Genomic DNA, 14,759 nt, shown 5'->3' with positions numbered 1-14,759 from the left:
AATATAAATTAGGCTGGTTATCAAACCAGCCTAATTTGGTCTTATTCTTCTACAAATAAATAATTTAATTTCAGCTTATTAAATTCGTTATTAAATGCTGAAATTCCTTCACCCATTAATTTGTCAAATTTAGATAATTCTAAATTTATTTTTTGAGTAAGCTCTTTACTAACTGCTATTGCTTGATCGGTAGGAGGAAAGTCATCAAAATTTGCTAAACTAGCAACTGCCCCAAGTTTATTGGTTAACCGTATTGGAAAATTAAGAGGGTCTTGACCACTACGATTTTTAGTTTGGTATAGCGCTTTTTCAACCTCATCAAGCTCTTTAGTCATTTCTTTCGCTTTTTTAACCAGATCTTTCACCTTATCATTCTTCGCATATTGTTTTGTAAAGGCCTCTAGTTGTTTCTTTACATTTCGCATTTTTTTAATCGATTTATGCGCTTTATCAACTGTTTCGTTTACATTGGTCACAAAATCGAACTGTTTTTGCATTCCTGCAATATCAGTTTCAGCTCTGGGATCAGCTAAAATGCGAATGTCTTGCGATTGCTCAGCTCCATTAACAGAAAGTCTTACCTTGTAGTTTCCGGGAACCGCTCTAGGACCATTTAAATTAGCTCCCCACAAAATCATGCCCTTTAAACGCTCGGCACCTTCATATCTCATATTCCAAACATGAGTATTGCCACCTTTTTCAAGATTACGAATCATATTCTTTTTGTCCTTATTACTAAAGGTCTTTATAGTATCGCCTTTGCTATCAAAATAGGTAAGTTTTATAGTGTCCTTTTTCTTATCGTAATTTTTTAAATAGAAATGAGTGATAACACCTCCTGGGTGATTGGTGCCTGCGGTTTTCGATTCGCGACCGCCACCGCCTTTAGTACGATAGCTGTCTTTTGGTTTAAATAAAATCGCGGACTTTGATTCATCACTACTATTTAATTGATATAGAACTGTCAGATCATCAAGAATCCAAACACTTCGCCCTTGGGTAGCAACTACCAGATTATTGTCTTTTACAATTAAATCGGTAATAGGTACAATTGGTAAATTCAATTGGAATGGCCCCCAACTTGCTCCATCATTAAATGAAATGTACATCCCGGTTTCAGTACCTGCGTATAATAATCCCTTGCGGGTAGGGTCGGCTCTTAAAACTCGTGTAAAATGCTCTGAGTTAATTCCATTGGTGATTTTGGTCCAGGTTTTACCATAATCAGTGGTCTTATACAGGTATGGTTTAAAATCTCCTGTTTTGTACAAGGTCCCCGCAACATAACAAGTACCAGCATCATATGGCGATGGTTCAATGCTATTAATCATTAACCATTTAGGTGCGCCTTTAGGAGTTACATTTTCCCAATTTTTACCACCATCTTTAGTAACATGAATCAAGCCATCATCACTACCAACCCATAAAAGCCCTTCTTGTAACGGACTTTCATTAGCAGCAAAAATGGTACAATAATATTCGACTCCGGTATTATCTTGAGTAATGGGGCCACCTGAAGATTTCAATTTTTCTGGATCATTACGTGTAAGATCAGGACTTATTATTTCCCAACTTTGCCCTTCGTTTTCTGTTACGTGAACGTGTTGTGAAAAGGTGTATAGTTTGTTTGGATTGTGTTTTGAAAAGATAATCGGAAAATTCCATTGAAAACGGTATTTCATTCCTTCGGCACCATACCCCATAGGGTTATCAGGCCAAACATTAATTGCTCTAGTCGTACCTGTTTTATGATTTTTTCTTGTCAAGAATCCGCCATAACTACCACCATATACAATGTCGTTATCTTCGGGATCTACAGCAATATGAGCTGACTCACCTCCCGCTGTTGACTCCCAATCATCTTCATCAATACTAAAACCGTCACTACGGTGGTTTATTCTTATGGTTGAATTATCCTGCTGTGCTACATAAATACGATATGGAAATGAATTGTCTGTTGTTACACGATAAAATTGTGCCGTTGGTTGGTTGTGATAAGTGCTCCAAGTTTCACCGCCATCATAGGTGATCTGAGCGCCCCCGTCGTCGCCAATAATCATCCGTTTTGGGTTTTCAGGAGCAATCCATAGGTCATGATGATCACCGTGAGGGGCTCTTGCCCCGGTAAACGTTTTACCACCATCGGTCGATTTGTGATAGCTTACATTTACTACGTATACTACACCCTCATCTTTGGTGTCTGCATAAATTCGTGTATAGTACCACGCGCGTTGACGTAGGGCTCTACTACTATTAATATTACTCCAGGTTTTTCCGCCATCATCAGATCGATATACACCACCTTTTTTCTCATTTTCAACAATGGCCCAAACGCGCTCAGAATTTACAGGAGATACCGTTACACCAATAATCCCATTAATACCTTCAGCGAATCCTTCGTTGTTTGAAATCTCTTTCCAGGTTTCCCCACTATCAGTACTTTTCCAAAGTGCTGAGCCTTCACCTCCACTACTCAAACTATAAGGGGTGCGTTGCGCCCGCCATGTGGATGCATACATAATTCTTGGGTTATTAGGATCCAGTGTAAGGTCAACTGCGCCGGCAAGATCATTTGCAAAAAGTGTTTTTCTCCAGCTTTTTCCACCATCGGTACTTTTGTAAATACCACGGTCCTGTGTTGGCTTGTATATGTTTCCTAGTACGGCGGCATATACAATATCAGAATTTGTTGGATGCACGGCAATACGAGGTACATGTCGGCTATTTTTAAGTCCGACTGACTTCCATGTTTTTCCTGCATCTTCGGTTTTCCATATACCATAACCTGAAGAGACATTCCCGCGGAGTGTTTTTTCACCACCGCCTACATAGATAACATTATGATCACTTGGTGCAACTTCTACTGCACCAATACTACCTCCAAAATAGCCATCAGAAATATTTTCCCATTGTCGGCCTCCATCTTCTGTTTTCCAAACACCACCTCCTGTGGCTCCGAAATAAAACAAGTTTGGTTTACCAGGCACCCCGGTAACTGCTGCTGATCGACCTCCTCGAAATGGGCCAACTAGCCGATACTCCATCGAACTATATAGTTCTTGCGGAAATTGTGTTGTAGTTTGTTTTTTTGATTTTTTTCTTCGTTGTGCGTTGCTGTCAGAAGGGATTGCAAACATAAGCAGCGAGAGTGCTGCGATAATGATGGTGCGCATTGTTTGTGAATTTGGTTGAATTAGTATAAGAACATATAAATTTAGGGAATTAATTACTCATCTTATTTATTAAATAAATTTGATTTTAGATAGTATATTTCGCTATACAGATGAACAGTGATAGTATTATATTGGTTTTAAGCAGTTTGGGTATTGCCCAGGCAATTTTTTTATGTGGTTATCTTTTTACCTTAAGAAAAGGGAATAGAGCGGCTAACGTATTTTTAGGAATTATAATACTCGCTCTTACCATTCGAATTGGGAAATCTATTTTTCATAACTATACAGCGGTGGACCCAAGAATTCGAAATCTTGCCATTTCAACCATTTTATTGGTTGGACCATTTTTATGGTTTTATGGTAAAGCGTTATTTGAAAAGAAGAATGGGTTTTCTAAAACAGATTATTATCATCTAGTTCCTTTTATTTTATATGCAGTATGCAGCCCAATAATTCCGAACCGCGGCGATTTCGCATCGTCAATTGCATATGCGTCTGTTTTTGTTCATTTAGCCACTTATCTCGCCTTTTGTTGGTACAGACTGTACCACCAAAAAAGCGAGCATAATAAGGCATTATTTAGATGGTATTTTCAGATTGTTTTGGGTATTACAATTATGTGGTTTTTATATGTAAGTATTTTTGCCAGGCTTATCCCATTTTATATTTTAGGGGCAATTTCTTTCTCTTTTTTAATGTATGTTTTTTCTTTTTTATTACTGAAAAAACACGTGTTTGTTCTAGAAAAGTATAAAGGTTCTACCCTAAATGTAGATCAGTCAAAAAACATCATAACGCGATTAAAATTACTTTTAGAAAGTAGTGATTCATTAAGTAAGGAAGAAATTTCGTTGGATCAAATCGCACTTAAGCTAAAAGTCTCCAACAGAGAATTATCCCAAGCTATTAACCAAAATGAACAGAAAAACTTTTCAGAGTTCATAAACCATTATCGAATTAAAAAAGCGAAAGCCTTACTTTCCTCTCAAGAGTATATAACTGAAAAGATTGCAACGATAGCGTATGATTGTGGTTTTGGAAATGTCACTTCTTTTAACCTGGCCTTTAAGGCAGAAACGGGGCTTACTCCCAGTGCTTATAGAAAGAAAATGAGTTAATTCTGTGACCGCTGTTTTATTTCAAAATCGTCTTTAAAATCATGATTATTAAAGAATAATTTCTTTTACATACTGAATTTGCGGTTTCTAAAATTATTACTGTGAGTCGAATTCTATTGGTATTGCTAATTGCCTTTGTTGGATGTAATAAGACACCAAAAAAAGAAATAAATTTTGTTCCTAATCCAATCAAAGAGGTTGTTTGTAGCGGATTAAAACACCCGTGGAGTATTGCTTTTATTAATGAAAATGATGTGCTAGTTGCTGAAAAAGATGGTGATTTGTTAAGAATAGATCTTCAGTCTAAAACCAAACAAGTCATCAAAGGCTTTCCTAAAGATTTAACCGATAGTATTCGAGTTCAAATGCGTGGTGATAATTCCGGGATATTTGACGTAGTTCTTGATCCAGATTTTACAAGCAACAGAAACATCTATTTTTCATATGCAGCAAAAAGAGACACGGCTACCACTACAAAAGTTGTCAGCGCTAGACTTGAAAATGATTCTTTAACCAATATAAAAGTACTGATAGAGGCAAAGCCTTATACCCGGGAGTATTTTCATTATGGTGGCGGATTGTGTTTTGGAAAAGATGGTATGTTATACGCCACTATTGGCGAACGTTTATTTAGAGAAATTGATGAGCCTGCACTTCCTATTGCCCAAGATATTACAGATAGAAGAGGCAAAATATATCGGATACATAAAGATGGAAGTATCCCAAAAGATAATCCTGACTTTGGGAAAAATGGAGTTCCAGGTCTTTATGGAATAGGAATTAGGGCGGCACAAGGAATTACCATGCATCCAAAAACGGGTCAGATTTGGTTTAGCGAACATGGCACGAAGCAAGGTGATGAGATAAACATTTTAAAATCAGGTGGAAATTACGGTTGGCCTATCATTACAACAGGTGGTTATAGAAGCGATTCATACAAACCTCCAAAGCTGGAAGGTGTTGCGTTTACAAATCCAGTATGGTGGTGGCCGCATACAGTTGCTCCAACGGGATTGACTTTTTATACAGGAGATGAATTTCCTGCATGGAAAAACAGTCTTTTTGTATCAGGATTAAGTAGAGGTAGTCTTTGGAGATTTACGGTAGACGGAGAAATTGTAAAAAGTGCTGAGGAGCTGTTTCTAGACAGCAGAATACGAAGCCGAAAAGTAGCACAAAGTCCGGAAGGTAAATTATATATACTTACTGACGAGCCTGATGGGAAAATACTAAGAATTAAAAATCAAAATCATGAATAAAATACTGGTAACAATTGCGTTAGTTTTCATTTCAAACCTGATCTATGCACAGAGTGATGATGAGCAGATTAGGGAAACGCTTCAATACTACTTTGATGGTACATCTTATAATAACATCCCGTTAATAAAAAAGGCATTTTATAAGGAAGCGGATCTATTTTTAAGCAATAGTAAAGACAGCTTATGGGTTTCATCAGTGGAGGCCTATGCCAATCTTTTTGCTAAGCGGGAAAAAGGAAAATTTAATGGACGTACGGGTAAAATACTATCGATAGATATTGAACGGGATATCGCGTTCGCGAAAATTGAAATTGACTCAGAAAAATGGCCTAATCGCTATGTTGATCTTACACTACTCAAAAAAATTGATGGCAAATGGTTAATCGTGGCAAAAACATCAACTTGGCACAAAAAAGAATGAAATCAATCGGTTTTTGATTAAAAAATCGAAATAAAAGTCCTTTTCAACCATTTTGACTACAATACTTAATAAACCAAACATATAGTACTACCTTCGAAAAGCCTTACTTCAAGCTATATCCTTTAATATTATTTTAACAATTCAAGTATTATTAATTGATTAGGTTTGCAGTTGATGAAAATGGAAAAGAAGAAAATACTATTCACAGCATTACTTTGCGCCTTAATGCTCGTTAAGGTATCAGCATTACACGCATATTTTCATGCAGACAATTGTGATGATTCCATTGAAAACTGCATTGCTTGTGATCTAGCGATCGAAAGTCAACAAGCACAATTTATAGACATTGATGTAATTAATGATGATGTTGTTCCTAAATTTAACTTCCCATCAGAGGAAGACCATTTAGTTCCGCTTGTTTTAATTATTGAAAATAATCCTTCATATTATCATCAAAATAGGCCACCTCCTGTGCGCTAATTTCATACCACCTATTTCGTGCTGACACCTTGGTGTCACTCTCAGGATCGAAAAACAGCATTAGTTCATTCTTTTGTAAAGTGTTTTTCTATTGATTAACAATATCAATTCTATATTTTAATGAAGCTAAAGCTTCTCATACTTTTTATTTTTTTGCTGATTTCCCCATTTACAATGGCCCAAAAGAAAGCGTGTTCCTATACCGTTAGCGGAAAGGTTCTGGATGTTGATACTAAAGAACCCATCCCCGACGCCGTAGTTAAAGTAAAGGGAACGGAAAAATACGCGATTACCAACGATCAAGGTAGTTTTAAAATTGAAGGGTTATGTTCAGAAAAAAATACCCTCATTATTTCATGTTTGGGATATGCAGAGTCAACTAAAAATCATGAACACGATTCAGCTATACACTTTTACTTAACTCAAGAGGTTAGAGGGTTAGATGAAGTGACCATTCAAGCACAACGAAATAAAGAAAAGGGTACTGAAACGATTGCACAAGTAACTTTAGGAAAAGCGGAAATAGCGAGCAACCCAACACAAACCTTGGCGGCAGCTTTGTCCGGACTAGAGGGGTTAACATTTTCAGCTAATGGTACGAATGTACAACTACCTGTTATTCACGGCTTATTTGGTAATAGAATATTACTTTTAAATAATGGTTTAAAGCATGGGTTTCAAAATTGGGGTACTGACCATGCTCCAGAAATAGATATTGCTTCTGCAAGTAGTATAACGGTCATCAAAGGTGCTGCAGGAGTTCGATATGGGCCGGAAGCTTTGGGGGGTGCTATTATTATTGAACCTAATCCCTTACTGCTTAACAATCCTTTTTATGCTGAGCTCGGTACAGGTTACCAAACTAATGGTCGTGGCTACAATGCCAATGTTGAATTTGGGAATGGTACTGAAAACTGGAGCTATTTTGTAAACGGAAATTATACCCGAATAGGAGACCGTAATACACCTGACTATAGCCTGACCAATTCTGGGAAAGAGGAAAAAGCACTCAGTTTGGGTGTTCTTTATCACCTTGACAAATGGGATGTTAAAGTAAACTATAGTTTTGTTGACCAAAATTTAGCGCTTTTAAGAACTTCTATCGCCGATAGCCCGGATTCATTCATTAGGGCTATTAATTCTGATGAGCCAATTTTTATTCGCCCATTTTCGTATGACATTAACCAACCTAACCAAACAACCCAACATCATTTAGCAAAAGCAGAGGTTAATTGGTGGTACGACGAACATGCTAGACTGACCTTAGTGGGGGGTGTACAATTTAATAGCAGAGATGAATTTGATGTAAGAAGAAATGCCGATCGACCTATTATTGATCTTGATTTGACCACCTACGATTATCAATTAGAGTGGAAACATCCAGAATGGCATGGATTGGATGGGTTGGTGGGGCTCCAATATTTTAGTCAAAATAACGACAATAATCCAGGTACACTTACCACTCCGTTTATTCCCAATTATAACACCAAAAGATATAGCGCATTTGCAGTAGAGAGCATTGCGTTTGGTAAAAATACATTTGAAGCGGGATTACGATTTGATTTTGAATCTAATGATGTACGAGGTAGGGAAATCAATCAAGATATTTTCAGGGATAACTACAACTTTGCCAACTTTACCGGATCATTGGGATATGTTCGGCAACTATCTGAAAATAGCACCTTTAGAACCAATTTAGGTACTGCATGGCGTACCCCTAATATGGAAGAATTATTCAGTTTTGGCCAACATGGTTTTAAAACAACCTTTGGATTACTTCGTTTCACTGATACCAATGGCCAATTGAGTACAGATGAAGTAACCCCTCTAGATCAAAGTGATGTAGATCCAGAGCGAGGGTATAAATTTATAAATGAATTTCAGTCAACTAAAAATGGAAACACCCATAATGTTACAGTCTATTCCCATTATATAGAAAATTATGTTTTTGATAGACCCATTGGAGTTTTCGGTACAATAAGAGGCCCAATGCCAGCATTTATTTTCGACCAAGTAGATGCCTTATTTTTTGGGGCAGATTACAGTTGGAAAAAAGAATTCACGGATAAAATTTCAGGGGTTTATGGGTTGAGTTTTTTATGGTCAGGTAATATTGGTGATGATGCCCCTTTGATTAATCAACCACCCATATCGACAAATTTTGAACTGCAATGGGATCAAGGTAAACTCGGCCCGTTTGATTTATCAAGATGGACCATTCGCCCCAGCTATACTTTCAAACAGTTTCAAGCACCACGTACAATTACACCAGAAAGTTTAGTAGATGGATCTGTTCAGCTCACGACTGACTCTGAAATTTTTGATTTCTTAGATGCTCCCGAAGGCTACTTTTTGCTTGACTTATCATGGGATTTTCAATGGAAAAGCCTAAACGGAAGTATCTCGGTTCAAAATCTACTAAATAATAGCTACCGTAATTACTTAAACGAGATGCGATATTTCGCGGATGAGTCTGGCAGAAATATTCTTTTTACACTTAATTATAGATTTAAATCTTGAAATGTTCATAGAGAAAAAAGCCTGAAAGAATAGTATAATGATAGCCAGAGCCCCGTGAGTTTAACAAATTCAACAAGTACATTAATAAATTAAATAATTTTAAATAAAGTAAACATGAAAACGATTGAACAAATTAGAAATTTCCGTTTGATAGCCTTTTTATTTATGGCTATAGCTATAGTAGGTTGTAACAATGACGATGATGCTCCTGGAGAAGAAAATGAAGAGGAGGTAATAACAAGCGTTGAGCTTATTTTCACTAATACAGCAGATGCCAATGATGTAGTAAGAGTGACAGCTGTCGATGACGACGGCCCAGGAATTGGAGAATTAGAGGTAGGTAATGATGAAATTGACTTAACTGCAGGAGCTACTTACACTTTAACTTTTGAAATTTTGAATGCGGTAGATCCTAATGATGTAGAAGATATAGGAGACGAAATCGCCGAAGAGGACGATGAGCATCAAATTTTCTTTAGTTTTACGAATGACGCATTCTCAAACCCAACTGGAAACGGGAATATAGATACGGCTTCAGATCCTATAAATTATAATGATGAGGATTCTGATGCTCAAGACGGATCAGGAAACCCAGTTGGCTTGTCTACAACTTGGACAGCTGGTGATACTGCCGTTTCAGATGGAAGTTTTACTGTTAGACTACAGCATCAACCAGATATAAAGTCAGCAACGACTGGAGCTAATGATGGCGATTCTGATTTTGATTTGACTTTTGTTTTAAATATTCAATAAGTCAATTAAGTAATATTTCAGTAACATTTAATAGTATAGTCAATTAATTCATCGCTAAGTTAATTGACCTTTTTGCCGGCTACTTGAGAGGTTAAGTAGCCGGTTTTTTTATAGAATTATTTTTAGGTATACAGTATGATGTAATGTGACGTTTTCTTCAAAAAAACATAAAAAAGAGTTATTTTTCATCAAAAAGCGCTCTAAAACAATCAGAAAGGACATTTTAGTATTTGGTAGTATTATACTATTGCTTCTGTTTTTTGCTCTGTAGAAGGGATAAGCTTACGTCTTACTTCCCGATTTAAAAAGTAGCCTGTTACTAGGGTAGAAAGTACATCGGCAATGGGGAACGAAACCCAAACACCAAGTACACCCATAAACTGGGGTAAAATCAATATTAACGGAATTAAAAAGAAGCCTTGCTTAGTTAAACTAAGTAGTAAAGCTGGAATGGCTTTACCTATTGCTTGAAAATAAGCCCCACCAATGAGCTGCACAACAATAATAGGGGTGGCTAAAAACACCCATCTCAACGCTGCGGGAGTTCGTTTTAATAATTCAGCATTATTGGCAACTGTTTCTGCGTCTAATCCTTCGTTATTGCTAATGAATATTGAAATTATTTGTTCAGGAAACAACATAATTGATGCAAAAATGATCAATGCCAAGGCACCACCATATTTTATCGAGGTGTTAATAGTCTCTCGAACGCGATCGTATTTTTCAGCTCCATAGTTATATCCGGTTATTGGCATAAAACCTTGTGTAACACCAATAACGGGAAACAGCGCGAACATAAGCATACGACTTACAATGCCATAAGCTGCTATATCCAGCGCATCTCCTACCGAAATCAATACATTATTCAACAAAATTGTCAAAACACTTATGGTGGCTTGTCTTGCTAAGGTAACGGCGCTTAAACCGCTGATTTCTCTTACGATTTTAGTTTTAAGCTTTAACCACTCAAAATTGAGTTTTAACTCACTTTTAAACATAAAAAACCATACCATAAATGAGAAAGAAGATGCGTACGATATGAATGTCGCCCAGGCAGCACCTTGCATTCCCAGATCAAGAACATTGATCAAGATATAGTCCATTAAAATATTCCCGACAGAAGGAATAATCATGGCGATCATCGCAAATTTTGGTTTACCCTCGGCTCTAATAATGTTGTTTCCCATCATCATTAGCGCTAGCATAACGATACCATATAATAGAATACGGTAGTACACTAATGCCATATCACGAAAAGAATCATCAGCACCAAAAAAACCAATTAGTTGGTATTGAAAAATAAGTCCGCCAATAGCCAAGGTTCCCGAAATAAGAAAGGTTAAGGTGGTCATATTACCAAAAACCCGAAGTGCTTTATTGGTATCACCTGCGCCTAATGCACGTGACAATACCGAGCTACCGCCAATACCAATTGACAAGCCAATGGCGCCAATAAAAAAAGTGAATGGAAGTACTACTGCTATCGCCGATATTGCTAGGGGACCTATCCATCGTCCCATAAAAATAGTGTCGACAATAATATTTAATGACATTACCAAAATGCCAATAGAAGCGGGTACTGCCTGTTTAATAAGAAGTTTGCTTATGCTAGCTGTACCTAACTCGGTTGAAGAAGCTGTTGCCATTACGCCAATTGCGTTTCAACAGTTGCCCATTGGTCTACCCAACGCGCTAGGGTTTTTACCCAATCATCCCGATCATTAATACAAGGTATTACATGAAAGTCTTCACCTCCAGCATCATGGAAAATCTCTTCACCTTCCATAGCGATTTCTTCGAGTGTTTCTAGACAATCGCTTACAAAAGCTGGTGTAACAATAGCCATTTTTTTAATGCCTTGTTTTCCCATTTTATCAATGGTACGATCGGTATATGGTTGTAACCAAGGATCAACCCCTAATCGAGATTGAAATGAAGTAGAATATGTCCCTTCGTCAAGATCTAGATACTCAGCTACCAATCTTGTAGTCTCATAGCATTGATGTCGATAGCAATATTCATGGGCTTTCGAATTCGTTTTGCAACATTGGCCATCTAATTTGCAATGCGACTTTGTGATATCTGATTTTCGTATGTGTCTTTCCGGAACTCCATGATATGAAAACAACAAATGCTCATAATCTACTCCTTCAAGACTTTCTTTTATAGATTGAGAAAGTACACGAACATAATCAGGGTGATTATAAAATGCTGGCACGTTAGTAAAGCTCATTTGTGGAAAATGTTCTTTTCTTAACTCTTCTGCCAATACTAAAATGGTTTCGGTGGTTGCCATCGCAAATTGAGGATACAATGGTATAATCAATACTTCGTCTACGCCCTTGTCATGTAGTTTTTTTAAACCATGCAAAATTGAGGGCTTACCATAACGCATAGCCATAACAGTTGGTATTGATGTTAACGCATCAACACTATCACGTAAGCGCTCTGTTAATACAATTAAAGGAGAACCTTCATCCCACCAAATTTTTTTATAAGCTGCAGCTGATTTTTTAGGTCGGGTATTTAAGATTATTCCCTTTACCAACAAGGTGCGAGCCAATTTAGGAAGATCGATTACGCGTTCATCCATTAAAAACTCACCTAAATATCGTTTAACATCTTTAGGATCAGTACTGTCTGGTGATCCTAGGTTTACTAAAAGTACACCTTTTGCCATTCTGTTTTACTTTTTTACAAAAATAATAAACATGCTGCTAGTGAATACTATAGGCAGCACTTGTTATTAATTATTTAACTATAAAGTCTATTTATCAATTTCAACAGTTTTTTCTAGTTGATCTGTCCCAAGGTAGCCATCATTTTTATTGTAGTACCATGCTCTTGTTTTGGGAAGTTTAATTCCATTTGTAATAAGCTCATCAGTAAGCAAAATATACTCACCGTCATTTTTTGCTTCGTTTTTGTAGAACTGATATACTTTCATTGCATAGGTGGTCGGATCAAAATAAAAATACCATGTATCAGTACCGACATATTCGTCATAGGTCACTTTTATAACAAGATAATCCTTACCCTTAAAAGTTCTTTTTTGCACTTTTTTGTGAATTATGGTTCCTGCGTCCTTCAGTTTCATAGGAAGCCCATATAAGTAGGTATAATAATTACGGTACATCTTAGTACGTTCACAATCCCCTCGATGCTTTTTTATTTCGGTGGAATCAAGTGCCGTTTTTCCATTTAAGGAGAAGGAGCATTTTCCTTTTTCAAACTTTCTGTAAGTAGTTATCGTGTCTTGTACCGTTTTCAATCCGAAGACATTTTTGGGTAAGTTGATATAAACTTCACTTTTGCGATTAGGGCTGTCGGGCATTTCAAGATTGATATGCAAAATTGATTGAAAGTTTTTCCAATTCCCATTTGGGTCGTGATAAAAAATGGCTTTATCAAGTAACTCATCAGCAGTTAATTCTTGCGCAAATAGATTTTGACAAGTAAATACTAGAAGCAGATAATAAATTGACTTTTTTAACATATTGGCTCTGTATTGAAATACAATGTAGGGTTTTTATTCTCTAGGTTGTTTTATATCTACAACAAACCATAAAAGTACATGAAAGAATTTATTGTTACCCCAGATATCTATGCGAGCAAGGGACAACGTTTTGTCAATCTTTTAATAGATGTAGTAGTGTTTTATATTTTCTTTTTCATGCTGTCATTTATATTTGGAATCATCCTTATGATTGTAGGGGTTGATCCTGAGTTGTTTTACTACCAATTAGAAAGTATTAACCCCATTCTTGATCGCATCATAACTTCGGTGCTGCTAGCTTTATATTATTTCTTGATAGAAACTGTTTTTAAAGGTAAAACAATAGGGAAATTTGCAAGTAATACCAGGTTGGTTACTATTGATGGAGAAGTCCCATCGACTATTAACATTTTGAAAAGGTCTTTTTCACGTATAATCCCTTTTGATGCGCTATCATTTTTAGGCTCTGAAGGAAGGGGTTGGCACGATACCATTCCAAATTTATATGTAGTAGATGTCAAAAAGTTCGAAGAGAAAAAGATGATTCAATCGGGTTTAGATGAATTAGGAACAGGAGAGCGTGACGAGATAACAGGAGTTAAATTTAGATAGCTAAAAATTTCTTTCGATATTGTTCATGTTCTTTTTATAACAGATCATGACGTACTTTAATAACAAAACTATTTGGATAACAGGAGCTTCCTCTGGTATAGGCGAAGCGTTTGTAAAAGAACTTTCTCAATATGATTGCAAACTCATTATATCGTCAAGAAAGGTCGATGAGCTTGAACGTGGAAAAAAGGAAGCAGGATTAACGGATGATGATTGCTTCATTCTTCCACTTGATTTGGCTGATTATTATAATATGAAACCTGTTGTTGAAAAGGCTGTGTCTCATTTCGGAAAAGTCGACCTCTTGATTAATAATGCCGGTTTAAGTCAACGTTCACTCATTGCAGAAACTGACATATCAGTTGATGAAAAACTAATGCAAGTAAATTACCTGGGAACTGTGGCACTATCAAAGGCAATACTACCTCATTTTATTGAAAATAAGGCTGGGCATTTTGCTGTTGTTACTAGTTTAATGGGAAAGTTTGGAAGTCCTTATCGATCGGGTTATTGTGGCGCCAAACATGCGCTTCATGGTTTTTTTGATGTCATGCGAATGGAGCATGAAAAAGATGGGGTTGCAGTTACGATGATTTGTCCCGGATTTATTCAAACAAACGTGTCGAAAAATGCACTCACTGGGGATGGAAGCGCACAGCAAACGATGGACGAAGCTACTGCTAAAGGCTTAACTCCAAAAAAATGTGTACAAAAAGCTTTAAAAGCTATTCAAAGAAAAAAGTTTGAAACTTACATAGGTCGAGGGGAAGTAAAGGGGATTTATATGAAACGCTTTTTTCCTAAGCAGTTACATAAACTGGTATTGAGAAGCCAGGTGCGTTGAGAGTGTTTGTTGAAAACAAAGAAAAAAGACTTCAAATTTTTGAAGTTTAAACATTGAACTACTAATAGCGGTTACCGCCAACT

The 14,759-nt window shown here is 36.7% G+C and carries 12 protein-coding genes; 8 read left to right on the top strand and 4 right to left on the bottom strand.

The genetic code is table 11. From position 1 onward, the window contains the following. Window positions 1-41 precede the first annotated feature (41 nt). Complete coding sequence (locus tag ABN763_RS18030) at window positions 42-3,173, bottom strand: WD40/YVTN/BNR-like repeat-containing protein (protein ID WP_410486899.1); 3,132 nt, start codon at window positions 3,171-3,173, stop codon at window positions 42-44. Between the two features lie 110 nt (window positions 3,174-3,283). On the opposite strand from ABN763_RS18030, the gene ABN763_RS18025 reads away from it, so the two are divergent. The 6 genes from ABN763_RS18025 (at window position 3,284) to ABN763_RS18000 (ending at window position 9,724) form a co-directional block, all read left to right on the top strand. Then, entirely contained in the window at window positions 3,284-4,291 is a 1,008-nt protein-coding gene (locus ABN763_RS18025) for a helix-turn-helix domain-containing protein (protein WP_410486898.1), read from the top strand. Window positions 4,292-4,392: 101 nt separating this feature from the next. After that, window positions 4,393-5,550 (top strand): PQQ-dependent sugar dehydrogenase, encoded by a 1,158-nt coding sequence (locus tag ABN763_RS18020; protein WP_410486897.1) that lies wholly within the window; start codon window positions 4,393-4,395, stop codon window positions 5,548-5,550. Further along, a complete protein-coding gene (locus ABN763_RS18015; RefSeq protein WP_410486896.1) occupies window positions 5,543-5,971 on the top strand; it encodes a nuclear transport factor 2 family protein in 429 nt (142 codons plus the stop codon). The genes ABN763_RS18020 and ABN763_RS18015 overlap by 8 nt, the downstream gene beginning before the upstream one ends. Before the next feature lie 180 nt (window positions 5,972-6,151). Continuing rightward, window positions 6,152-6,451, top strand: coding sequence for a hypothetical protein (locus ABN763_RS18010; RefSeq protein WP_410486895.1), 300 nt, complete (start codon window positions 6,152-6,154; stop codon window positions 6,449-6,451). A gap of 120 nt (window positions 6,452-6,571) precedes the next feature. Beyond that, window positions 6,572-8,971: a TonB-dependent receptor gene (locus ABN763_RS18005; RefSeq protein WP_410486894.1), complete on the top strand. Its 2,400-nt coding sequence runs from the start codon at window positions 6,572-6,574 to the stop codon at window positions 8,969-8,971. Window positions 8,972-9,085: 114 nt separating this feature from the next. After that, window positions 9,086-9,724: a GTP cyclohydrolase gene (locus tag ABN763_RS18000; protein ID WP_410486893.1), complete on the top strand. Its 639-nt coding sequence runs from the start codon at window positions 9,086-9,088 to the stop codon at window positions 9,722-9,724. Between the two features lie 239 nt (window positions 9,725-9,963). Here ABN763_RS18000 and ABN763_RS17995 read toward each other — a convergent pair whose 3' ends face one another. The 3 genes from ABN763_RS17995 to ABN763_RS17985 all read right to left on the bottom strand — a co-directional run bounded on the left by ABN763_RS17995 (window position 9,964) and on the right by ABN763_RS17985 (window position 13,220). Further along, window positions 9,964-11,370, bottom strand: a complete 1,407-nt coding sequence (locus ABN763_RS17995; protein WP_410486892.1) for an MATE family efflux transporter — start codon at window positions 11,368-11,370, stop codon at window positions 9,964-9,966. Then, window positions 11,370-12,404, bottom strand: a complete 1,035-nt coding sequence (hemH, locus tag ABN763_RS17990; RefSeq protein ID WP_410486891.1) for a ferrochelatase — start codon at window positions 12,402-12,404, stop codon at window positions 11,370-11,372. The genes ABN763_RS17995 and hemH overlap by 1 nt, the downstream gene beginning before the upstream one ends. Window positions 12,405-12,491: 87 nt before the next feature. Continuing rightward, window positions 12,492-13,220 (bottom strand): DUF6503 family protein, encoded by a 729-nt coding sequence (locus tag ABN763_RS17985; protein WP_410486890.1) that lies wholly within the window; start codon window positions 13,218-13,220, stop codon window positions 12,492-12,494. 78 nt (window positions 13,221-13,298) lie between these two features. Between ABN763_RS17985 and ABN763_RS17980 the strand changes: the two genes are divergently transcribed. Next, window positions 13,299-13,832, top strand: coding sequence for an RDD family protein (locus ABN763_RS17980; RefSeq protein WP_410486889.1), 534 nt, complete (start codon window positions 13,299-13,301; stop codon window positions 13,830-13,832). 46 nt (window positions 13,833-13,878) lie between these two features. Continuing rightward, window positions 13,879-14,676, top strand: coding sequence for an SDR family oxidoreductase (locus ABN763_RS17975; RefSeq protein ID WP_410486888.1), 798 nt, complete (start codon window positions 13,879-13,881; stop codon window positions 14,674-14,676). Window positions 14,677-14,759: the final 83 nt, after the last annotated feature.

This window comes from Spongiivirga sp. MCCC 1A20706 (assembly GCF_046524175.1).
Taxonomy (GTDB): Bacteria; Bacteroidota; Bacteroidia; order Flavobacteriales; family Flavobacteriaceae; genus Spongiivirga.
The sequence above is the reverse complement of the archived record's forward strand: the minus strand, read 5'-3'. Positions and strand labels throughout refer to the sequence as shown.

Coding starts and splice junctions, on each gene's coding strand:
- ABN763_RS18025 (WP_410486898.1), top strand. CDS start 3,284: ATGAACAGTGATAGTATTATATTGGTTTTAAGCAGTTTGGGTATTGCC.
- ABN763_RS17985 (WP_410486890.1), bottom strand. CDS start 13,220: ATGTTAAAAAAGTCAATTTATTATCTGCTTCTAGTATTTACTTGTCAA.
- hemH (WP_410486891.1), bottom strand. CDS start 12,404: ATGGCAAAAGGTGTACTTTTAGTAAACCTAGGATCACCAGACAGTACT.
- ABN763_RS18030 (WP_410486899.1), bottom strand. CDS start 3,173: ATGCGCACCATCATTATCGCAGCACTCTCGCTGCTTATGTTTGCAATC.
- ABN763_RS18005 (WP_410486894.1), top strand. CDS start 6,572: ATGAAGCTAAAGCTTCTCATACTTTTTATTTTTTTGCTGATTTCCCCA.
- ABN763_RS18000 (WP_410486893.1), top strand. CDS start 9,086: ATGAAAACGATTGAACAAATTAGAAATTTCCGTTTGATAGCCTTTTTA.
- ABN763_RS18015 (WP_410486896.1), top strand. CDS start 5,543: ATGAATAAAATACTGGTAACAATTGCGTTAGTTTTCATTTCAAACCTG.
- ABN763_RS17995 (WP_410486892.1), bottom strand. CDS start 11,370: ATGGCAACAGCTTCTTCAACCGAGTTAGGTACAGCTAGCATAAGCAAA.
- ABN763_RS18010 (WP_410486895.1), top strand. CDS start 6,152: ATGGAAAAGAAGAAAATACTATTCACAGCATTACTTTGCGCCTTAATG.
- ABN763_RS17980 (WP_410486889.1), top strand. CDS start 13,299: ATGAAAGAATTTATTGTTACCCCAGATATCTATGCGAGCAAGGGACAA.
- ABN763_RS17975 (WP_410486888.1), top strand. CDS start 13,879: ATGACGTACTTTAATAACAAAACTATTTGGATAACAGGAGCTTCCTCT.